At 51.5% G+C, this 21,132-nt stretch carries 20 protein-coding genes, 2 tRNA genes and 1 other annotated feature; of the genes, 14 read left to right on the top strand and 8 right to left on the bottom strand.

Features of this window, described 5'->3' with window-relative positions; translation table 11 throughout:
* Positions 1–15: 15 nt before the first annotated feature.
* The gene (locus EVJ28_RS08905) at positions 16–867 is read right to left on the bottom strand and encodes an aldose 1-epimerase family protein (RefSeq protein WP_236634105.1); all 852 of its coding nucleotides are present in this window, start codon (positions 865–867) and stop codon (positions 16–18) included.
* A gap of 75 nt (positions 868–942) precedes the next feature.
* On the opposite strand from EVJ28_RS08905, the gene EVJ28_RS08900 reads away from it, so the two are divergent.
* Positions 943–1,497 carry a TlpA family protein disulfide reductase gene (locus EVJ28_RS08900; RefSeq protein ID WP_131441137.1) on the top strand — a complete coding sequence of 185 codons (555 nt, stop codon included), beginning with the start codon at positions 943–945 and terminating at the stop codon, positions 1,495–1,497.
* Positions 1,498–1,538: 41 nt separating this feature from the next.
* Here the strand turns inward: EVJ28_RS08900 and EVJ28_RS08895 are convergent, their stop codons facing one another.
* From EVJ28_RS08895 to EVJ28_RS08880, 4 genes are all read right to left on the bottom strand, one after another.
* Positions 1,539–1,745: a DUF3006 domain-containing protein gene (locus EVJ28_RS08895; RefSeq protein WP_016508383.1), complete on the bottom strand. Its 207-nt coding sequence runs from the start codon at positions 1,743–1,745 to the stop codon at positions 1,539–1,541.
* Between the two features lie 392 nt (positions 1,746–2,137).
* Positions 2,138–2,938: an MBL fold metallo-hydrolase gene (locus tag EVJ28_RS08890; protein ID WP_131456804.1), complete on the bottom strand. Its 801-nt coding sequence runs from the start codon at positions 2,936–2,938 to the stop codon at positions 2,138–2,140.
* A 163-nt stretch (positions 2,939–3,101) separates the two neighbouring features.
* Positions 3,102–3,175, bottom strand: a tRNA-Gly gene (locus EVJ28_RS08885).
* 25 nt (positions 3,176–3,200) lie between these two features.
* Positions 3,201–3,274, bottom strand: a tRNA-Gly gene (locus EVJ28_RS08880).
* Positions 3,275–3,402: 128 nt separating this feature from the next.
* Here EVJ28_RS08880 and EVJ28_RS08875 point away from each other — a divergent pair.
* The 3 genes from EVJ28_RS08875 to EVJ28_RS08865 are packed head-to-tail and all read left to right on the top strand — an operon-like array spanning position 3,403 to position 4,729.
* Positions 3,403–3,762 (top strand): hypothetical protein, encoded by a 360-nt coding sequence (locus EVJ28_RS08875; RefSeq protein ID WP_131456806.1) that lies wholly within the window; start codon positions 3,403–3,405, stop codon positions 3,760–3,762.
* A gap of 2 nt (positions 3,763–3,764) precedes the next feature.
* Positions 3,765–4,319, top strand: a complete 555-nt coding sequence (locus EVJ28_RS08870) for a hypothetical protein (RefSeq protein ID WP_131488712.1) — start codon at positions 3,765–3,767, stop codon at positions 4,317–4,319.
* Entirely contained in the window at positions 4,316–4,729 is a 414-nt protein-coding gene (locus EVJ28_RS08865) for a hypothetical protein (protein WP_131488710.1), read from the top strand. Before EVJ28_RS08870 ends, EVJ28_RS08865 begins: the two co-directional genes overlap by 4 nt.
* 40 nt (positions 4,730–4,769) lie before the next feature.
* On the opposite strand, the gene EVJ28_RS08860 is transcribed toward EVJ28_RS08865, so the two are convergent.
* The 3 genes from EVJ28_RS08860 to EVJ28_RS08850 all read right to left on the bottom strand — a co-directional run bounded on the left by EVJ28_RS08860 (position 4,770) and on the right by EVJ28_RS08850 (position 10,123).
* Entirely contained in the window at positions 4,770–7,316 is a 2,547-nt protein-coding gene (locus EVJ28_RS08860; RefSeq protein ID WP_131488708.1) for an SH3 domain-containing protein, read from the bottom strand.
* 193 nt (positions 7,317–7,509) lie between these two features.
* Positions 7,510–8,412, bottom strand: coding sequence for an alpha/beta fold hydrolase (locus EVJ28_RS08855; protein WP_131488706.1), 903 nt, complete (start codon positions 8,410–8,412; stop codon positions 7,510–7,512).
* A gap of 25 nt (positions 8,413–8,437) precedes the next feature.
* Positions 8,438–10,123: a formate--tetrahydrofolate ligase gene (locus EVJ28_RS08850; RefSeq protein ID WP_070328882.1), complete on the bottom strand. Its 1,686-nt coding sequence runs from the start codon at positions 10,121–10,123 to the stop codon at positions 8,438–8,440.
* A 243-nt stretch (positions 10,124–10,366) separates the two neighbouring features.
* On the opposite strand from EVJ28_RS08850, the gene EVJ28_RS08845 reads away from it, so the two are divergent.
* From EVJ28_RS08845 to EVJ28_RS08800, 10 genes are all read left to right on the top strand, one after another.
* Positions 10,367–11,272, top strand: a complete 906-nt coding sequence (locus EVJ28_RS08845) for a carbohydrate ABC transporter permease (RefSeq protein WP_070328883.1) — start codon at positions 10,367–10,369, stop codon at positions 11,270–11,272.
* Positions 11,269–12,174: a carbohydrate ABC transporter permease gene (locus EVJ28_RS08840; RefSeq protein ID WP_236634104.1), complete on the top strand. Its 906-nt coding sequence runs from the start codon at positions 11,269–11,271 to the stop codon at positions 12,172–12,174. Before EVJ28_RS08845 ends, EVJ28_RS08840 begins: the two co-directional genes overlap by 4 nt.
* A gap of 105 nt (positions 12,175–12,279) precedes the next feature.
* Positions 12,280–12,521: a binding site (T-box leader), on the top strand.
* 65 nt (positions 12,522–12,586) lie between these two features.
* The gene (gene asnA / locus EVJ28_RS08835; protein WP_070328884.1) at positions 12,587–13,570 is read left to right on the top strand and encodes an aspartate--ammonia ligase; all 984 of its coding nucleotides are present in this window, start codon (positions 12,587–12,589) and stop codon (positions 13,568–13,570) included.
* A gap of 180 nt (positions 13,571–13,750) precedes the next feature.
* Positions 13,751–15,046: an ABC transporter substrate-binding protein gene (locus EVJ28_RS08830; RefSeq protein WP_131456814.1), complete on the top strand. Its 1,296-nt coding sequence runs from the start codon at positions 13,751–13,753 to the stop codon at positions 15,044–15,046.
* Positions 15,047–15,193: 147 nt separating this feature from the next.
* Entirely contained in the window at positions 15,194–16,384 is a 1,191-nt protein-coding gene (locus EVJ28_RS08825) for a right-handed parallel beta-helix repeat-containing protein (protein WP_131456816.1), read from the top strand.
* Positions 16,371–16,937: a nitrous oxide reductase accessory protein NosL gene (locus EVJ28_RS08820; RefSeq protein WP_201738411.1), complete on the top strand. Its 567-nt coding sequence runs from the start codon at positions 16,371–16,373 to the stop codon at positions 16,935–16,937. The genes EVJ28_RS08825 and EVJ28_RS08820 overlap by 14 nt, the downstream gene beginning before the upstream one ends.
* A 3-nt stretch (positions 16,938–16,940) precedes the next feature.
* Positions 16,941–17,741: an ABC-2 transporter permease gene (locus EVJ28_RS08815; protein ID WP_131456818.1), complete on the top strand. Its 801-nt coding sequence runs from the start codon at positions 16,941–16,943 to the stop codon at positions 17,739–17,741.
* Complete coding sequence (locus EVJ28_RS08810) at positions 17,728–18,447, top strand: ABC transporter ATP-binding protein (protein ID WP_070328889.1); 720 nt, start codon at positions 17,728–17,730, stop codon at positions 18,445–18,447. Before EVJ28_RS08815 ends, EVJ28_RS08810 begins: the two co-directional genes overlap by 14 nt.
* Positions 18,448–18,510: 63 nt before the next feature.
* Complete coding sequence (locus tag EVJ28_RS08805; RefSeq protein ID WP_131456822.1) at positions 18,511–19,971, top strand: MDR family MFS transporter; 1,461 nt, start codon at positions 18,511–18,513, stop codon at positions 19,969–19,971.
* 35 nt (positions 19,972–20,006) lie between these two features.
* Positions 20,007–21,095: a PQQ-dependent sugar dehydrogenase gene (locus tag EVJ28_RS08800; RefSeq protein ID WP_236634103.1), complete on the top strand. Its 1,089-nt coding sequence runs from the start codon at positions 20,007–20,009 to the stop codon at positions 21,093–21,095.
* Positions 21,096–21,132: the final 37 nt, after the last annotated feature.

Below are 21,132 nucleotides of genomic sequence, written 5' to 3'. Positions count from 1 at the left end.
GGTCAGCACGTTTTTTTATTCCGTATAGAGCGTGTAAGTCGCTTCGAACGTTTCGTTCGGTGCGAGCAACTGCATATCATCTTTTTGGCGGATGTCTTTACGATGTCCTTTATAATCGGCATGACCGAACCAAGGTTCGAGGCAGACGAACGGGGCGTCCGACCGAGGTGGTGACCAAATCCCGAAATGGGTGAATGTCGGGCACTCCATGACGATGGCGCGACCGCTCGGTTGGTGGCGCAGTGCGGCATACTCGACATTTTCGAAAATCAAAGCGTCTTGGTCGAACAAGAGATGCGAGAGTGGAATGTAGCGACGTTCGCCGAGCGGTTGGTAAGCCCCGGTCAAATAAGGACCCTCTAACAATAAGCGATCAAGTGAGCGCGTCTCACCGAAATCGATTGTATACTCTTCGAACACTCCGCCCGCGAACGGGATATTGAAGGCAGGGTGTCCACCGATGCTGAACGGTAACACCTCGTCGCCGCCGTTTCGGACGCGATATGTCACGTTCAATTCCTCGCCGATCAGTCGATAGTCCACGTGAAGTTCGAACGGGAACGGATAGTGTTTCCGTGTCTCGACCGAGTCACGGAGAACGAAGCGGACGTGTGTATCAGACGATTCCGCGACTTCGAACGTCTCATCGCGAGCGAATCCGTGTTGGCTCATCGTATACGTCAAGCCATCATATAAGTAACGGTCATCCAACAACCGTCCGACGAACGGGAATAAAATCGGGGCTTGTCGTCCCCAATACGTAGGGTCGCCTTGCCAGAGTAGCTCGGTCCCGTCGACTTTCCAACTCGTCATTTCCGCGCCTTGCGCTTTCAAAGTGATACTGACTTTTTCATTGTGAAGTTGCACGATAGTTCCGCTCCTTTGAGTGAATGTGATAAGTTAAGTTTAGAAATGAATAGGACAGAGAACAAGGGGTAAATGATGCGATTTCATAAACTGGCTATTGGATTGATTATGGCGGGACTGATCGCCGGTCTGGGCTATAAAGGGTATGACGAATACAAGGCGAGTCAAGCGAGCGAACAGACTGAACGTGTCGCGACGGACGACACGGTTCTCGGTGGTCTCGAGATCGGTCAACGCGCGCCCGCCTTCGAACTGGAGACAATCGAAGGGGAAACGTTGGCACTTGATGCGTACGCAGGACAGCAAGTCGTCTTAAACTTCTGGGCATCGTGGTGCCCGCCTTGCCGCGAAGAACTGCCTGAATTGATCGAGTTCGGCGAAGAAACCGGGATTCCGGTGCTCGGGGTGAATGTCACGAAAAATGAGCGACGCGGCAGACAAGACGTCGAGGCGTTTTTGAAAGAAGTCCCGGTCAGCTTCCCGGTATTATTGGACGAAGCGGGCACGGTGGAGAAGACGTACCGCGTCGTCGCTTTGCCGACAACGTATGTCGTCGGTCCGGACGGTGTGATCACAGCCAAACAAGTCGGTCCGGTCGACTTTAACTGGTTACGCGAACAGACAAAATGAACGTACAAAGACAGACTGGAAGAGAACCGGTCTGTCTTTGTTTACTTTTTATAATGTTGTTTGATGAGCGCGTCGAAATTCGGTGTCATGTCTTCTTCAAGATAATAATGGTGGTTATCTCGAATGATCGTATCGCCAACCCGTGCTTCTGATGGCAAGAATCGTCGTGGGATAAAACTTGAGCCGTTGTTCCAACGCAACACGGCGTACTTCCCTTCGACTCGCACCAGCGTGCCGTATTTGATCATGCCTCTTCCTCCTCAGCGAACAGCTTTCTATCTCTTTTATTCTTATAGAGTGTATTCCCACATTCCATAAAACCTACACATATTTGAATGTTGCTACACAAACGAAGGAGAAGTAAACAATGATCGTCAATTGTGAAGAAAGTTTGAAGAAAACGCTTTCTTTTCGAAATGTTTTCTTCTATAATGAAGGCACGGGGTGATTATGACGAATTTGTGAACAATGGGGGTATGGTCAATGTTTTCATCAGCTATGATCGGATTGCTCGCTCTTACCGGAGTGACGATTTATGGGATTGACCGTATGTTCACGGTCCGTTCAGAACGCATCACAAAGAAATAGGTTTACATAGGGGGATCGCAACGTCTTGGGGAGACGTTGCGATTTTTTTGCGTCAATAGTCGCGTTGGCGTGCCTCGCGCTCATGCTCTTTTTGTTCGACGTGTTTTCGATTGCGTTCGTGAACCCGGTTAAAAAAGGCGTGCTCAGGCCAAAGCGGGGACCAGACGCGTTCTTCAGGCAAAGCGAGGATATATTCTTCGGCAGCGCTGAGTCGCTCAATCATTTTACTGCGGTCATCACATAGGTCGCCGTGGCCGGGTATGAGCCAACGGATCTCGTGTTCGTAGACGGCGGATTGAAGTTTTTGAAGCGATTCGAGATACGCTTCCGCGTCGTGCTCGATGAACGGTGGTTCGATGTTCGATCCGTAATCACCGCACACGAGCAGACGCAACGGTTCGACAATGAGTGACATATGGGTCGCTTCATGTCCTGGCGTCAAGTAGAACGTGATCGGGGTAGCGCCGAGCTCGACCGTACTGTCTTCGGAGATGATGATGTCGACGACCGGCTTTTGAATCGGGCGGTCGATGTAATACTGTTCGTAGAACGTTTTAATCTCTTCAAGTTGGGCGCTGGCGTCTGTTTCGACGAACGCTTTTGAAGCAATCACGGTCGCATCAGGGAAAGCGTAAGCGCCGATGATATGGTCATAGTGCTGGTGCGTATAAATGACGTACAATTTCTTACCTTGTCGCTTCAATTCGATGTCGCGATGGATGGTCGCAACTTCTTCTGGCAACCAGTTCGGGTCGATTAAGATGAGGCTGTCTTCAGTGTCGATCAAAGTCGACGTGGTTCGCATTAAAGCACTCTCATAAACGGTAAATGGTTGCAGGCGGACTTGAATCATGGTGATCCCTCCTTCATATCTTCAATTCTTTTCCCGAATCGGTCGCATTTAAGCGTGACGTCAAAAAACAAAAAAGCAGAAAGTCGAATGACTTCCTGCTCGTTACATGGTGTGCACCATGTGGTTATGTGTGCGAGTTAAGCCTCGCGAATATGTCGGAAATTGGAGCGGGTGAAGAGAATCGAACTCTCGTCATCAGCTTGGAAGGCTGAGGTTTTACCATTAAACTACACCCGCACATTCAAGTATACGATTTAAAAATTGGAGCGGGTGAAGAGAATCGAACTCTCGTCATCAGCTTGGAAGGCTGAGGTTTTACCATTAAACTACACCCGCGAAACGCTTAACGTTACGGTAATATAATAGCACACGATTTAACCTTTGCAAACCCTTTTTCGAAAAAACATTAGTTGTGGCGGATAGGTGGTCTTGCTAAGATAATAGAAGAGGGGAGTGGGTCGGGCATGAGCGAACGAAAATCTTATTTGAAGATGATGAGTGAAGGGTTTCGCATGATGAGCCAGGCGAAACAAGTCGAACAAACTGTAACGCTCCGTCAATGGACGTTCTCGGTGCGGCATGAGTTGATGTGGCATGTGGTTTTACGGACAGATCGCCTAAAATGGGTCAGTTCACCGACCGAGACGTTGGTCATCGAGCCGATGTTCGTTCAAATCGGAGCGCTGCATCTCACGCGCCACGTTGAAACGAACGAGGTACGTTTGAAAATCGAGGAAGAATGGGGAATTGAAAGTAAGGTCGTCTGCGACGATCAAGAGTGGGAACGATTCGTCGAAGCGCTCAAACAATTGAAGGGGGAGTAGTCGTGAGTCGAGAACGACTGTATCGGATTGAAGCCGAAGCCCGTGGCAACGCTTGGCGGGCCCGCGTATTGACCGGCATCCAACGGTTCCGCTTTTTTAAAGGGGAACTGCTCGCACCGACTGAACGACCCTATGTCGTCTTGAGCATCTCCCAAGACGCAGGGGCGTTACCCAATTTGATTGAAACGGATATGGGCGTCTTGCTTATCCACGAACGAATCGGACCCATCTTTATGAATCTATGTCCGTACGACATCCAGCTCGTCCGGGTTGAACTGCATACGAGTACCGGCAAGACCGACCACTATTGCGCGCTCAACGTCTTACGCCGATTTGAGATCGAGCACCTCGAGGATTCCGGTGAATATCGACCGTTAAGTGAGGATCGTCTCTACTTTCTGTCCCGACAAACCGTTCGGATGGATTTGTGCGGACATATGATCGCCCAAGATCGAAACAGCCAACGCCTTTACGTGACGGAGCGGCTCAAATATGCGCTGCAAGCCAAAATGGTCACCGGCCTGACATTCAAGAAAACGAAGGAGCAATTAGCATGAAAGAATACGAAATCGACGGGTGGCTTCGTTTATCCTACCCAGAGCACTATGAATACAATGAAGAAGAAGATCACGTCAGCTTCTATTCGGTGGAAGAAGATGCGCAAGGCACGCTTCAAATGTCTATCTATGAAGCAGAGGAGGCCCAGGCCCCAGAAGATGCGGCGCTGCAAGAACTGAACACCTTTTTAGGGGAGTTCCCGATCGACATTAAAATCGCACCGAGCGTGACGGATCAATCGGGCGGCATGACGACGGCTTACGCGAGCGGGATTGAAGACGATATGTATTTGGACGTCTGGTCGCTCACGGACGGGAAGCGCCTGTTGTTTTTGACGTACGTCGCCGACAAGAAGACGGATGAAAAGTTAGAGATCGAAGCGATCGTCGATTCCATCGAATGGACATGAAAAGAGACACGAAGCCAAGTTGGCTCGTGTCTCTTGTTCGTTATTGGAACTTTGGTACGTCGAAGTGGAGCGTGTATGAATCAAGCGATTGATACGTCTGATAAATCCGCGATGTCTGCTTAGTGGCCCAACCGATGTCTGTCGCATATTGATGTACACCTGGTGTAGCCGGATTAAAGCGCATCTTATAGAGTGTGTTTTGTTTGTAGGTCGGATGATTGATATAGCTTGCGCCAATCCATTTTGCTCCACCTACGATTGCTTTGTATGGAGTCGTCCATCCTTGATTAAAAGCAAACTTCGCTCCAGTGGTCAGGGGGCTACTGTCGACTGCTTGGATGCCGTACATATTGTATACTTTCGCAACTTCTTCACGGTCTGGATAAATGCGTGTCCCATTCGAGTTGATCAACGCGTTCCCGTCTTTATCGACCGGGACCCCTTGAGCTAAACGTGACTTCCCGTGGTCTGTTTCATGGACAGCATGCGCGAGTAAGTAGATTTCGTTGACGCCATACTGATTGGCTGCATTGATAAACGCCTGGCCTTGAGCGGTGAGTGTTCCGCTATTTGTTAACACCTTGTTGAGCGTTGTCGCTGTCGTTCCGGCGCTCTTCGATAAGTCGAGGAATTGATAGAACGCCTGCGAGTCTTGGGCTACGTTGCTCGGATTGACGTATGGTTCAATGTCCGCCGCTGAAGCGCGGCGCCAGACTTGATCATATACTTGAATGTTATAACCGGATGGCCGCGAATATTCGATTGTATAGAAATTTCCGATTTGACCAGTTACCTTTACTTTTTCTCCTGTATGAAGTTTTCCATAAGAAGGTGCATCATTGTTAGTGGTCGTTAGGACATCAGTGGTTCCTAATAAGTCTCTTGGCTGAACATAACCAGTTGTCGTGCCGAACCGCACTTTTAACCAAGTGATTTTCCCGACTTGGACACGTCCTACACCTTCTACAGTTGAACCGGTAGGAATTCGTAATAACGGAGAAGGTGTCGCTTTAGGATCTTTCTCCAAATTACTCAAACGAAGAGTTGTCATTTCTTTTTTTGTAATAATGCCTTCCGCTCCGTTAACGCTAAGATATGCTCTAGGAATATAGGCTGGCTTGTCTCGGTAGAGGTCGGTTTGGCCAAATGCAGCGACTTGAATAGTTGATAATTCATTCGCTGAATAAGGGTATTCAGTGAATTTTACAACTTTAGATATACCATTACTTGGAATAGTGTATCCCAAATGAATATATCGGCCTTTATGGTCTCCGTCAGTGATGATACCCCAGTCAGTGTTCAGAACAGGTTTAGTTTTTACTACATTATTAGTGGGCAAAGTGCCTAATAAGTTACTTGAACTATCTGGTTTTTCCCTCACATTTAAGGTATATGGACTTTGATTCACTCGGATTTCTACAAATCGTTCAGTCCCATATTGCTCCTGTGAAATAGCGGGAGGATTTTGTGAAAAATCCCACGCCGGAGAATACCCTGTGGCACCGTTGTATGATATTTTGAACCATGTCCCGTTTGCACCGTGTTTCGAATGATATGTTACTTTTGCCCCTTGCGGAATCGTAGCAAGCACGGGAGAAGAGGAAATCGTTGATGCATGCATATTGGTGCTATTGACAGAATAAAGTGAAGTTTCATGTTGAACATCATTGCTGTCCACTGATACGTCCCATTTAGCGATATAACCAGTAGTATTCCCATACTTCACCTCGTACCAAGTGCCGTTTCGACCATGAGATCTTACATAACTTACTTTGGTGTCCGTAGGCAGCTCTTGGATAACTTTCGAAGTGGAAAGTGGGGAGGTAAAGAGTCGTGCATTTTTTATTACGTATACATCATTGTGAGTGACATCCCACTTAGCGACATATCCTGATTTACCTTTATATTCAATTTTATACCATGTTCCATTAGATCCATGAGCTGAGATCACTTTTACAGCTTCGTTTTTGGGTACAGAAAGAACGACTGGAGCACTGCTCACAAAGTTAGAGCGCATTTGTATATTTTTTAAAGTGAGTTGATATGGGGCAAACGAATTATTTGGTGCAGAAACTGAAGCTTTATTTAAGTTTGTATTCGATACATATGCGGCGGCTACATAACCAACCCGTGTACCAAATTTGATACGATACCAACTTCCGTTAGCTCCATGAGTAGAAAGGTATTCTACGTTACTATTTTTAGGGATAGTTGTCATAATAGGAGCCGTTCTTGAATAGGAAGATCTTAAATTGACATTTTCGGTTGTTGTATACGTGGGAATAGTGGATACACTAGTTTCATCAAGTTCCTTCAACGTTAAGTACGAGGAAGAAACGTAGCGCTTTTGACCTTGAAACTCGATTTGGGCCCAGTTGTTGCTTGTCGAATAAACTTGTACAGCAGTTCCTTTTGTCAACTTGCCGACGATCGCTGACGAAGTTGACGTAGACGACCGGACGTTCAAAATAGAGGTATTCACCGTGCCTTCGTATGTTGCTGCATATGACTCGGTCGGTCCAATCATGCTCAATACTGTGCTAGAGATGAGGACGGCCGCGCTCAGTCGTGTAATAGTTGGTTTCAATGTGTTACCCCTTTCATTCCATATACTTCAATCTATAAGTGTTCTTCGTAGTGCGCGGTCTAAGTATAGCGCACTTAAAAAATGGAAAGAAGATGAAAAATTTCAAAAAAGGTAAATGAATTAGAAAGTCGTTGGTTTAAAATGTAAAAATAAAAAAACCTCCATTTAATAGGAGGTTTTTCCATGTCTTAGCTTAGAGATTGCGCAAGAGCCAACCGCTTATATCGGTCCACACTTCATCGCGTTGCCGTTCGCGGAGCACTTCGTGACGCGCGTTGTCGTAAGACAACACCGTCAGTTCGACTTCCGCTGCCTGATAGTTTCGAACAATCCCTTTCAACCCTTCCCCGTCGTGTACGACCGGGTCGTCGGTTCCGGCGACGAAGAGGATCGGGAGCGTCTTCGGATGTTCATGGATACGGGCGAGGGATGTGACCTCTAGCGAAGCGCTAGCTACTTCATATAAGTAACCGAGTGTCGGGATACCGCCGCAGTCCGGGTCGCTGCGGTAAGAGGCCACTTCTTCCGGGACGCTAGAAATCCAATCGTTCTCCGTCTTGGCGGGGAAGAATTTTAAATTGTAGCGCCCGAACAAGAGGCGTTCGAACAAGCGAGAGTGGTAATCACTCCCTTTCATACGAATTGCCGACCCGATGGCGTAAAGCCCGATCTGGCCGACGAAACCAGAGCCGGGAGGCGGTGAAATGGCGACGATGCCGGCTAGGTTATGACCCATGATCTGACCGAGACGACGGACGAGCAAAGAACCGAAACTATGCCCGATTACAAACGTCGGCAAATCATTTTGGTAGTGACCGATCAATGCGGTAGCGTCTTCGACCATTTGGTCAAATCCTTCTTTTGGAAGTAAGTGAGCGTATGTGGATTGAGCACGCGCCGATTTTCCAGCTCCGCGAAGATCGCAAACAAAAACGTTAAATCCAGTTGTTGCCATAAAGTCGGCGAATTCGACATACCTGCCGTGATGTTCAAGCATGCCGTGAAACAAGAAACAATTTCCAATCGGGTTCGTTGCCGGGACATGCAATACGTGCGTGCGGTACCCGTCTGCGTACGTGTGCTCAATGACGTCCAAAGTCATCCCTCCGTTGTCGTGTGGATTAAAACAATCCGATGGCCTTACCTGTCTCGTCGATGCCCATGTTGAGAGCGGCTGGATGTTTTGGCAGTCCTGGCATCGTCAAGACGTTACCCGTCAAAGCGACGAGGAAGCCGGCACCGACCGACGGTTTCAACTCTCGTACGGTTACCGTGAATCCTTGAACGTATCCGAGTTTTGTCGGATCGTCGGATAGTGAGAACGGTGTTTTGGCCATACAGATCGGCAAATCGTCCCATCCGTTCGCTTTAATTTGAGCCATTTGCTTTTTCGCCGTAGCGGTGAACGTGACGCCGGCCGCTCCGTAAACTTCTCGGGCAATCGTCGTAATCTTCTGTTCGATCGAATCAGTCAGCTCGTAAAGTGGTGTGAGCATGGCTTCGTTCGACTCGACTGTCTCGATGACGGCCTCGGCAAGTGCTTGTCCGCCTTGTCCGCCGCTCGCCCAAACTTCGCTGAGGGCGACGCGGATTTGATGCGTTTCGCACCAGTCGAGCACAGTGTCGAGCTCTGCGATCGAATCTGAATTAAAGCGGTTCAAGGCAACGATGGTTGGTAAACCGAGCTTTGTCATCGTGTCGACATGTTTGGCGAGCAACTCCATGCCTTTTGTGACGGCTTCGACGTTTTCGATGTGGAGTTGGTCTTTGGCGACACCACCATGCATCTTCAACGCGCGGACTGTCGCCACGAGGACGACCGCATCAGGACTTAAGTTACCGATACGTGATTTGATATGACAGAACTTCTCGGCGCCAAGATCAGCTCCGAAACCTGCCTCGGTGACGACGTATTCGCCGAGCTTCAAGGCAGTCTTTGTCGCGATGAGCGAGTTACAGCCGTGCGCGATGTTCGCGAACGGGCCGCCATGGACGAGAGCCGGGGTCTGTTCAAGTGTTTGGACCAAGTTTGGCTTGAACGCCTCTTTCAGTAAGAGTGTGGCCGCACCGGCCGCGCCAATCTGTTCAGCCGTGACGGGTTCATTATCGAAGTCGTAGGCGACGACGATCCGCTTGATACGCGCCTCTAGATCAGCGAGCGAATCGGCGAGGCAAAGGATCGCCATAATTTCTGAGGCGACGGTGATGTCAAAACCGTCTTCGCGCGGGACACCGTGTGCGGCTCCGCCAAGTCCGACCGTCACGTGGCGAAGGGCGCGGTCGTTCAAGTCAAGGACGCGCTTCCAGACAATTTTCCGAACGTCGATTTTTAGATCGTTGCCTTGATGAAGGTGATTGTCGAGCATGGCGCTGATCGTGTTATGGGCTGACGTGATAGCGTGCATGTCACCCGTGAAGTGGAGGTTGATGTCTTCCATCGGCAAGACTTGGCTGAATCCGCCCCCGGCCGCTCCGCCTTTTAGCCCCATCGTCGGGCCGAGTGACGGCTCGCGGAGACAGACGATCGCTTGTTTATCGAGTCGGTTCAACGCTTGACCGAGTCCGACGGTGACCGTCGATTTTCCTTCTCCGGCGGGCGTCGGATTGATGGCTGTGACGAGGACGAGCTTGCCGTCTGCTCGGGTCTTCACTTGTTCGAGCAAATCGAACGACAGTTTTGCTTTGTATTTCCCGTATAGGTCGAGATCATCTTCTTGTAGGCCGAGCTTTTCAGCAATTTGCTTGATTGGGAGCATGTCCGCTTGTTGGGCGATTGCTAAGTCAGATAACGGTTTGATTGTCGTCATGTATAAATTCCCTCCACTTTCGAACGTTTTACTAGTATTATGTTTGATTCATTCGTGATTCGAGCCATAATTCGGATCGTTTCTCTAATATAAACTGGCTCGTTCGTATTGTCATTGACTTTATCATAACGCATCAGTTCTGCAAATTCACTAATTGAGTTCAATATATTCCACCCATTCCGTCAAATGTATCCGTTTTCATTTCATTTCATTGCAGGTAAATTGATAGTGGAGGCGATGAAGATGATTGAAACACCGAAGCGAAGCAAACAGAGACGGAATTGGAAGAAGCCGGCAAGCTTTATCGCATTTGTCGGTCCGGCCTTTTTGGCGTTCGTGGCCATTGTACTCATCCCGTTCTTTAACGGGATCTATTACAGTTTCACGGACTGGAACGGGGTGACCGGCCAGTTGAACTTTGTCGGATGGGATAACTATCATCGACTCTTGTTCGAGGACGCCCAGTTCCGTTCGTCGTTTTGGATCACGACGAAATACACGATCGTGGCCGTCATCATGACGAACATCGTCGGCTTTTCATTGGCGCTGTTGTTGACGATGAATATTAAGACGCGAAATATATTGCGAACGGTCTTCTTTATGCCGAACTTGATCGGCGGACTCATCCTTGGTTTCATCTGGCAATTCATTTACGTGAAAGGATTCGAGTCAATCGGATCATTGACCGGTTGGAGCCTGTTCGAGCTGCCGTGGCTCGGCGACGCCCAGACAGCGTTTTGGGGAATCGTCATCGTCGCGATCTGGCAAGGCGGGGGCTACGTGATGGTCATCTATATCGCGGCGCTGCAAAACGTACCGACGGATTTGCTCGAAGCGGCCCGGATCGACGGGGCGAACCGGTTGAAAATGTTGCGTCATATCACGCTCCCGATGATCATGCCATCGATTACGATCTGTCTGTTCTTGACGATCTCCTGGTCGTTCAAAGTATTCGATACGAACTTGTCGCTCACGAACGGAGGACCGTTCAAATCGACCGAGATGCTCGCCTTGAACATTTATACAGAGTCGTTCGTGAACAACAATTACGGTCTCGGCTCGGCGAAAGCGGTCATCTTCTTCCTCGTCGTCGCGGCGATCACCGTCACCCAAGTGTATTTGACGAAAAAACGGGAGGTGCAGGCATGACGACGGAAAAAATTGAACAGTTCGAACCAAAAGCAGATCAGACGCCGAGACGGCAGTTGCCGCAGAAGCCGCTGCGGACGAGCGGATATACGACCGGCCTTGGCCTCATCGAATTGGTCGCTATTTTACTAGGACTTTTATATCTCGTCCCGTTTTATTACGTCATCGTCAACTCGTTCAAGTCGATCGCTGAGATTTATACGAACACGTCCGCACTGCCGAGCGTCTGGCTCGGATCGAACTATACGGAAGCCTGGGAAGCGATGAACTATGGCCGCGTCTTTTTGAACTCGCTTTTGATCACGGCCGGCGCGAACATCGTCATCGTCATCTTCACGTCGATGGCGGCATGGAAGCTCGTCCGGACGAAACATTGGATCTCGACCGTCATCTTCTTCTTGTTCGTCGCGGCGATGGTCATCCCGTTCCAATCGATCATGATTCCGCTCGTGAAAGTATCGAGCGTGCTCGGTCTATTGAACAGTCATTGGGGACTGATGGTCATGTATCTCGGGTTCGGGTCAGGTATTTCGGTGTTCTTATATCATGGCTTCATGAAATCGATCCCGGAAGAGATCGAGGAGGCGGCCATCATCGACGGTTGCTCGACATGGGGGCTGTTCTGGCGGATCGTGTTCCCGCTCTTGAAACCGATCACGGTGACGATCGTCATCTTGAACAGCCTATGGATTTGGAACGATTTTCTGTTACCTTCGCTTGTCCTCCGAGACATTGAACTGCGGACGATCCCGCTCGCGACGTTCTATTTCTTCGGACAATATACGAAACAATGGGATTTGGCACTCGCTGGTTTAGTTCTTGGGATCGTTCCGCTCCTCATCTTCTTCTTTGGTATGCAACAGCATATCATCAAAGGGATTACGAGCGGCTCGATCAAATAACCCTTCCCAAGGGATCTCCCTCGTCCGCTACACGGGGGAGAATTTTTTTTAGAAAAGCTGTTGACATTCGTCTGAATATTTATAATAATGAGTTCAATTCAATTGTGAACGACATTGAAAGGACGAGTACACAGAAGACGTAAGCAAAGCGAGCCGGGGAAGGTGAGAGCCCGGACTGAAATCTCTGTCGAAGAACCTCCTGGAGTCGCTACCCGAACGCTTTGCAAGTAGACGTAGCCGGACCGTTCCCCGTTATCGGAACTACGAGATGTTCGTCTCGAAAAAGTGAGTAGATTCGTCTACTAATTTGGGTGGCACCGCGGAGCTTGAAGCCTTCCGTCCCATAGTCCATGGGATTGGAGGGCTTTTTTCTATTGCTCCGTCCCAAATCCCACAATTGGAGGAAGACAAAATGACAACGACAGCAACAAGCATGATGAAGGAAAAACAACAGGCAATCACGGCGGTAAAGGCAATGTTCGAGGACAAGTTCAGTACGGCGCTAGGTCTCACGCAAGTACAGGCACCGTTGTTCGTCACATCGGCGAGCGGAGTCAACGATCACTTGAACGGCGTCGAGCGTATCATTCAGTTCGACACACAATATCCGGGACATGAGCTTGAGATCGTCCAGTCGCTTGCGAAATGGAAACGCGAAGCGCTCGGCCGGTACGGGTTCAAAGTTGGCGAAGGGTTGTATACACAGATGCGTGCGATCCGCCGCGACGAAGAACTCGACGCGACACACTCGCTTCATGTCGATCAATGGGACTGGGAACGCGTCATCGCCCGGGAACACCGGACGACCGACTATTTGAAAGCGACCGTCGAATCGATTTATGCGGCCTTGCTTGAAACGGAACGGTCGGTCGAGTCGGCATACGCGATCGAAGCGATTCTCCCTGAGTCGATTCACTTCTTGACGAGCCAAGAGCTAGAAGACCTGTATCCGACGCTGACGCCAAAAGAACGGGAACATGCGATTTGTAAAGAGCATGGCGCGGTCTTCCTCTCACAAATCGGAGGCGCGCTCGCCTCAGGAGAGAAACATGATGGCCGAGCGGCTGACTATGACGACTGGTCGCTCAACGGCGATATTCTCGTCTGGCATCCAGAACTCGAGACGGCGTTCGAACTGTCGTCGATGGGGATCCGTGTCGATGAGACAGCGCTCGCTGAACAGTTGGTGACAGCTGGCGCGGAAGAGAAGCGGAAGTATCCGTTCCATCAAGCCGTGCTCGAAGGACGTCTCCCACTTACGGTCGGAGGCGGAATTGGCCAGTCACGTGTCGCCATGTATCTGCTCCGGGCCCGTCATATCGGTGAAGTCCAATCGTCGGTCTGGCCGAGCGAGATGGTCGCGGCGTGCGAAGAAGCTGGAATTAGCCTGTTGTAATTATATAGAAGCAAATGAGCCAGGACTTTCTTACGAGAAAGTCCTGGTTTTCTGTACAACATTTTCCACCCTACACGTCAATTTTGACACCTACATAATGGAAGCGTTTTCATTTAAAGTAAGGGTGTACTGATTGGATCGATTATTTTAGTCGACTTACACACCGAGGGAGGAAGCAAGATGAAACGCAAATGGAGATTATCGACAGCTGTGATGACGGCTGGCATGGTATTGACGCTCGCTGCCTGCGGGGGCGGATCGCTCACAGAAGGGGAAGGGTCGGCTGACGGGAACGCGGATAGCGGTGACTCAAAAGATGTGACGTTGAACGTCTTCCAATTTAAAGCCGAAATCGCTAAAGACCTCGAGGCGATGGCGAAAGAATATGAAGAAGAGACGGGCGTCAAAGTGACCGTTCAAACGGTCGGCGGCGGAGCCGACTACGGTGCCGCGCTCAAATCGCAATTCGCATCTGGCAATGAACCGGATATCTTTAACAACGGTGGCTTCACGGAAGCACAGACGTGGAAAGATAAGTTGGAAGATTTGTCGGATGAAAAGTGGGTCGGTGATTTGACGGAAGTGGCCAAAGAACCGATGACGATGGACGGGAAACTGTACGGTATGCCGATGAACCTTGAAGGCTACGGTTTCATCTACAATAAGGAGCTGTTTGAGAAAGCGGGCATCAGTGAACTGCCGAAGACGCTGTCTGAATTGACGGAAGCGGCTGAAAAGTTGGACAAGGCGGGTATCACGCCGTTCTCGGTCGGCTACGCGGAGTTTTGGATTCTCGGCATCCACTTGCTCAACATCCCGATGGCGCAACAAGATAATCCCGAGGCGTTCATCCAAGCGCTCAACGACAACAAAGAGAAGTTCGAAGACAATGAGCAGTTCCAACAGTTCTTGAAACTATTCGACCTGACCATCAAATATGGCAACAAGAACCCGCTCACGACGGACTACAACACGCAAGTCACACAGTTCGCCCAAGGCGAGACAGCGATGCTCCAGCAAGGAAACTGGGCCCAACAGATGATTCTCGACGTGAATCCGGACATCGAGATGGGCTTCGTACCGATTCCGATCAATGATGATAAAGAGAAGATGGACCGCTTGCCGGTCGGCGTCCCGAATAACTGGGTCGTCAACAAAAACTCACAATATAAAGAAGAAGCGAAAGACTTCCTCGAGTGGATGGCGACGTCAGACACAGGAAAAGACTACATGGTCAACAAGTTCAAGTTCATCCCGGCGTTCAAATCGATCGAAGCGAACGACCTCGGACCACTCGCTGACGATATCCTTGCCTATTCGAACGAAGGCAAGACGATCTCATGGAACTGGTTCAAGTATCCGGACGGCACGGTCAACGAGTATGGTGCCTTGATGCAAGCGTACGTCGGCGGTCAGAAGACCGGTGACGAGATGCTCCAAGACTTCACAAAAGTATGGATGGATAAAGCTAAATAAAGAAAACACAAGCAGCGAACTGACCCCTTCGCCGCTTGTGTTTTTTTTATGAAGAAACTGTCACAGGAATCCCATAAAAAGCACACACATACCCCCCTAGGTTTTCGTACAATATGTTTTGTAAGCGATTGATCAAGAGGAGGGGTTATGAGACAACTAAAACTTGGATTGCTCATCGGCTTGTTGTTCGCAGCCCCGTCTGTCCACGCGGAGTCCGATTTAGTGACGCTTGAAGAACCGATCGTGGTCCGTTCGAATGAGACGTTTGACGGTGCTGGGAAACGCTTCGTCAGCTGCAATGAACCGGCGTTTCGGTTAGAAGGGACCGGGGCGGTGCTCGAGAATGTTTTGGTCGAACAGTGCCGGCAGACGGACGTGGCTGCCATACAAGTCTCAGGGCTTGGCCATCAGTTGATCGATGTGACCGTCGAAGCGTCCGGGACCGGTATCGTAGTGGAAGACAGCTACGGGGTAAGGCTCGTCCGTCCCGTCATCTCGGGGTCTAATCAACACGAGGGCATCTCGCTATTGAACAGCGAAGCGGCTTTGATCAAAGGGGCGGTCATCGACCGAGTCCGTGACGGGATCTACATCGAGAACGGGTCGGGTCACCAGCTGATTCGCCCGAGCGTTGCTGATGCTAGATACGGTGTCCATCTCATGTTTCCGACAGACGTGTCGATCAATTTGCCGAACCTCCGGCGCAACGGAGCAGGTGCGATGATCATGGGGACAGAGCGCGTCGTCATCGAGAACGGACAAATCCATGACCAAGTCGGCGCGACGGCGACCGGGATCATGTTGTTTGAAGCAGTCGAGACGACGTTGCGCGCCAACGCGATCTTCGGCAATCGGATCGGGATTTATGCGGAAAAATCCGAGTGGACGACGATTCATGACAACGGTGTGAACGGTAATGATGTAGGACTGCGCTTGAAGTCAGCGAACGGGATGACGATGGCAGGGAATGACTTGACCGGCAATCGGTATCCGGTCGTCTCGTTTGAGTCGGCAGACAATGTGATTCAAGGAAACGATTGGGGCGGACAGACGCTCGATTTGACACGCGACGGGTTCAGTGAGATCCCGTTTCGGGCCGACCCGTACTTGTTTTTATTGGCCGATTCATATGAAGCGTTCGAGTTGCTGTACGGTGCCCCGGGGCTAACCGTGCTTGAACGTGTGCTCCGTAGCCCGGACGAGGTCACACTCACGGACGCAGGACCAATTGTGTCCGCGTTTCGCATCGAGTGGAACGGGTCGTTCGGAGCGGTCGCTTTAACCGGAATGATGGTTTTACTATGGATATTTGGGAGGAAACGATATGACTACGTATAAGAAAATGGCAGGACTATTCGCCGCATCAAGTTTGACGCTCGCACTTGGGGCGTGTTCGAGCGCTGCGGCGGAACCGTTCGATATCGAATGGGGCGAGACCGAGTGTGAAGTGTGCAAGATGAAAGTGATGGATAAACAATTCGCTGCCGAAGCGATCATGGACAACGGGAAAGGCTATGCGTTCGACGATATCGGTTGTTTGATGCGTGACTGGTACCCTGAGCAAACGGAAGAGGACATCGCGGCGATGTATGTGAAAGACTACAACACGATGGACTGGGTCGATTTAGAGGAAGGTGCGTTTGTCTATAATAAAGAAGCGAAAACGCCGATGGCTTATAACATCGTCTCGTTCGCAAAAGCAGCGGACGCGGAAACGTATGCCGAAGAGAATGGCGGCATGGTGATGGATTTAGACGACTTGAAAGAACACACGTGGGAACGCGGCGAGATGAAACACCATAAAAAAATGAACTCGGATGACGATGGCGAAGCGAGCGACATGAGTGACGCGCACGATTCGGATGAGTCATCTGACGGTCACGGGCAGTAAGCGATGTTATGGCGGATCGAATGGTCCCGTACGCTGCGTCAGAAAGAAAGTTACGTCTTCTTGCTTGCTTGGGTACTGACACTCGTCTTGCTGGGTGGTCTCGGCCAAGCGATCCCGGTGGCGACGGCGTATACGAACGTCAGCGCGACACTCGTCACGGTGATCGGGCTCGTGTTACCGCTCCTCGTCATGTTGACGACGGCACTGCAGTGGGGCAATGAGCGTGAATCCAAGCGGATGCGACTCGTCTCGACGTTCACGGTGTCGATGCGCCGCGTGGTCTGGATGCGTTACAGCGCATTCCTGGCGACGCAAGGACTCGTCATCACGCTTGCGTTCGCGCTCGCCTCGTTCCTTGTTTCGATGCCGCTCGAGACGTGGTTCGTCCTATGGGTGTATGCGTTCGGCCTCACCGCGTACGGGGCCGCGATCGGCACGTTCATCGGCGTCGTCGGACGGACGAGGCTTCGAGCCGTGCTCCTCTCGTTCATCGTCTGGGTCGTCCTCGTTTTACTTTGGCCGACGCTACTCGTGGCAACGATTGCTTGGCTACCTTACGGGTCGCAAGCGAGTGCGATGGTCGGGCTTCTGTTTTTGAACGGGTTTGAGCTGCTGCGCGTCTGGGTGAGCTCGGTCTTGTCGGCACCTGACCTGTTCGGGGCCGTCTATGAAACGTTTATCGGCTGGCTCGGCGACCCACTCGGTAGTTTGACCGTCAGCATCGCGATCTTAAGTGTCGTGTTTGTGTTGTGGTTTGGGACAGCTTGGTTACTTCGACAGGAGGGACGACATGATTCAGCTTGAACAGGTCGGTAAACGCTATGGCGATGTATGGTCGCTCCATCCGCTTGACGGAGCGATTGCCGACGGTCGGGTCGTCGCCTTATGCGGAAGCAACGGGGCTGGGAAATCGACGCTACTGAACATGATGAACGGTACGCTCGCACCGAGTGTCGGTCATATCTCGTTGAACGGGGAGACGCGTGACCGTCGAAAATCGTATAATCAATCGTTTGGTTATATGCCTGATGATTTCGCATTCGATCCGTCGTGGACCGTCGGTGAGACGTTTGCGTATTACGCGTTGCTTCAAGGGGTCAAACCGGATGCGTCTCTATTGAACCGTGTCGGGCTTGACGCCAAGACCCGGCAACAGGTCGGGATGTTGTCGAAAGGGATGCGGCAACGCCTCCTGCTCGCTCAAGCGTTGGTCACGAAACCTGACATTTTACTGCTAGACGAGCCGACGAACGGTCTCGACCCGACGTGGATGCATGTATTGGGCCGACTGTTGCGGGAAGAGGCCGACCGCGGGACGACGATCGTGTTCTCGACACACCAGCTCGATGTGGCGGCGAGGCTTGCTGACGAAGTCTGGATGCTTGATGCCGGCCGGCTGGCCGGACGTGTCCTCGTTCAAGATGAACAGGCCGCTTACGCCGAAATTAAAAACTTCTTTTTCGAACCGGAAGTTGAGGCTTGTCAAACAGACGCCGCTCGCACAAAATAATAGACAGTTGAAGTGGTGGTCGGAGCCTTCCGGCGCCACTATTTTTGTGGGGAGATGGAACAGATGAGAAAGAATGTTACGGTCGCACTACTGCTTGCGACTTTTTTGGCGGCGATCGAAGGGACGGTCGTCTCGGTCGCGACGCCGGTCATTGCGAGCGAGTTGAACGGCGCGGCGCTCGTCAGTTGGGTATTTGCCGCCTTCTTACTATTCACGGCGGTGTCGACACCGATTTACGGGAAAGTCGCCGACTTGTTCGGGCGAAAGCGTGTCCTCTTGTTTGGGATCGGGCTGTTCACACTCGCCTCGCTCTTATGCGGTTTAGCGACATCGATGGAGCAGTTGATCGTGTTTCGGGCGCTACAAGGTCTTGGCGCCGGTGCGGTCCTGCCGATCTCGATGACGATTATCGGGGACATGTATAAGTACGAAGAGCGTGGTAAGATTCAAGGGATTTTAAGTGCGGTGTGGGGCGTGTCCGGTGTACTCGGACCGGTCATCGGAGGATTTTTGGTCGAGACGTTGTCTTGGCGCTACGTGTTCTTGTTGAACGTTCCGTTTGCGCTCTTATCGTTCATCATGATCGTCACATTTTATAAAGAGACGGTCGCCGAGACGACCGAACGGATCGATATAAAAGGGGCACTCCTGTTCGCTGGGGGGACGACCGCATTCTTGTACGCCTTGATCACGTTCAGTGAAACGAACATCTTGACGCTACCGGTCGTCGTCAGCGCTGTGCTCAGTCTTATCTTGCTCGTCAGCTTCTTCATGTCTGAGCGCCGGGCCAAGACACCACTCCTACCGCTCGAGCTTTTGAAGCAGCCGATTATCGCGTCCATCAACGGGGCCGTCTTCTTTGCTGCTTGGGTGCTCGTCTCGATGTCAGCCTACATCCCAATTTGGGCACAGGCTGTACTTGGTAAATCGGCGACGGAGGCGGGCTTCATGCTCATGCCGCTCTCGGTCGCATGGACGTTCACGTCGATTATCGGCGGACGGACGCTCGGAGCGGCATCACCGCGACGACGGGCTGTTTTCGGGATGGGCCTGCTCTTGGTCGGGACGGTCATCTTGACGCTGATGACTCCATCGAGTTCGGACGTCTGGGTGTACCTCGCCGTCGCCATCATCGGCGTCGGATTCGGTTTGTCACAACCGATGTTCATCGTCGTGTTGCAGACGGTCGTGTCGTACCGAGAGCGTGGTACAGCGACAGCGGCGAACTCGTTTTTAAGTACGGTCGGACAGACGCTCGGCGTCGCGGTGTTCGGGGCGATGTTCAACTTTATCGTCTTGAGCGGATTCCGGAACGACGAAACGTTGAGCGGTGCCTCGCTCGAATCGTTCTTCAACCGGGCGGCGAGTGCCACGCTTGACGAGAGCGTCCGTCTGCAAGGTGAGCAGTTGATCGCCTCGGGACTGAACAGTGTCTTCGTCGGAGCGGCGCTCGCGGCGTTCATCGCTTTGCTCATCGCGCTTCGGTTACCGGCCCGCCCACCCGAACCTTCACGCGACGCCTGAAAGCGCGGTATGATGGGGGAAAGGAGGCGGTCACGTTGAAACGATGGTTACTCATGTTGTCACTCGTCTTTGTTGCCGGTTGTGCGTCTGATCCGGCGGACGATGCGGTCCAAGAAGAGGAAACCCCGATCGAACAACCGGCTGAATCGACGGAAGGGGCGCCGAACGAAGATGACGCGTTATCGGTTGGGGCGAACGAATCGATTGCGCGACAGCTCGACGTCCCATGGTCGATTGCACGAACCGAGGACGGTTGGCTCGTTTCAGAGCGCGGGGGAACGATTGCTGTCATTGATGCTGACGGTAACGTCTCGCGTCAACCGGTCGAACTGACTGAAGATGTGCTTGAAATCGGGGAAGGCGGACTACTCGGTCTTGCTCTCGCGGATGACTTTGCGACGTCGCGACAGCTGTACGCCTATCATACGTACGGGACACCTGGAGATGTGCGGAACCGGGTCGTCGAATTGACGTGGGACGGAGAACGATTTGAAGAGACGGACATCGTCTTGGAAGACATACCCGGGGCGCAGTTTCATAACGGCGGACGCTTATTACTCGACGGTGACGTGATTTGGGTCACGACCGGAGACGCACTCGTCCCAGACCTCGCTCAAGATGAGACGTCAATTGCCGGGAAAATCCTGCGCGTGCCGTTGTCCGGCGAAGGGGACCCGGTCGATTGGATTTATTCGTCCGGCCATCGGAATCCGCAAGGGTTGACCGTCATCGAAGACGTGCTTTATGCGAGCGAACACGGGGCGTCCGGTCATGACGAAGTGAACATCATCGAGCCAGGCAACAACTACGGGTGGCCGATCATCGAGGCCGATGAGACGGAAGACGGTCTCGAGACGCCTTGGTTTGAGGTCGGAGGAACGTCATGGGCGCCATCAGGCATCATTGCCGACGAACAGTACGTCTATATGGCGACGTTGCGTGGGAATCGTTTGGTCGCCATCGACCGCGAGACGCGCGAAGTCGTTCCGCTCATCGAGGATCAAGGGCGCATCCGGGACGTCTGGTTAGAAGACGACCGTCTGTATTACATCACGAACAATACGGACGGCCGGGGAAATCCGGGAGCGGAAGACGATCAACTGTTCATGTTGGAATTACGTTAGAAACTGACATCTCGTCAGTTTCTATTTTTTTGTTGTG

Origin of the sequence: Exiguobacterium sp. SH3S3 (assembly GCF_004337115.1) — a bacterium.
In the GTDB taxonomy this organism is placed as follows: domain Bacteria; phylum Bacillota; class Bacilli; order Exiguobacteriales; family Exiguobacteriaceae; genus Exiguobacterium; species Exiguobacterium aurantiacum_A.
Note: the sequence above shows the minus strand (reverse complement) of the source record. Positions and strands in the feature narration are given on the sequence as shown.